Raw genomic sequence first — 529 nt, 5'->3', positions numbered from 1 at the left:
CGGACGTCGTCCCGCCGCACGCGGCGACGAGGGAGAGGACGCCGAGCACGGCGACGGCCGGGACGCGGCGGGACACACGGCGGGACGGCGACGCACGGCGGGGCATGGCGGCTCACTCGCGGGAGACGGGGACACCGGACGCGCACATCGTGCCCGCACACGGAGAGTGACGCCGGAGCGCCCCGGCCCGGACGCCCCGGCGTGCCGTCATCCCCCGGACGCGGCCCGGTCCACCGGGACCGCGGTGACCGCGATGTTGTCCTCGTACGATCCCGCGGCGCCGTCGAACACCCCGCCGCAGGTGATCAGCACCAGCCGGGGTGCGCCGTCGGTGTCGAACACGCGCTCCAGCGGCACCTCCTCCTTCGGCCACACCTCCCGCGCCACCACGCGGAACGCCCGGGTGCGGCCGTCGGAGCCGGTCACCTCGATCCGGTGGCCGGGGTCGATCTCGGCGATCCGGGCGAAGACGCCCGGCCCCTGCGCCGCGTCGTCGACGTGCCCGGCCAGCACGGCCGACCCGGACGCG

Annotated in this window: 1 protein-coding gene; it reads right to left on the bottom strand. The window is 77.3% G+C overall.

Going from position 1 to position 529, the window contains the following annotated elements; translation table 11 throughout:
- Window positions 1-207: 207 nt before the first annotated feature.
- The coding region (locus SACPADRAFT_RS26470) for a class F sortase (RefSeq protein WP_007027918.1) at window positions 208-529 on the bottom strand (322 nt) is incomplete at its 5' end.

The sequence above is a fragment of the Saccharomonospora iraqiensis subsp. paurometabolica YIM 90007 genome (assembly GCF_000231035.2).
Lineage (GTDB): Bacteria > Actinomycetota > Actinomycetes > Mycobacteriales > Pseudonocardiaceae > Saccharomonospora > Saccharomonospora paurometabolica.
This window is presented reverse-complemented; position numbering and strand designations above follow the sequence as displayed.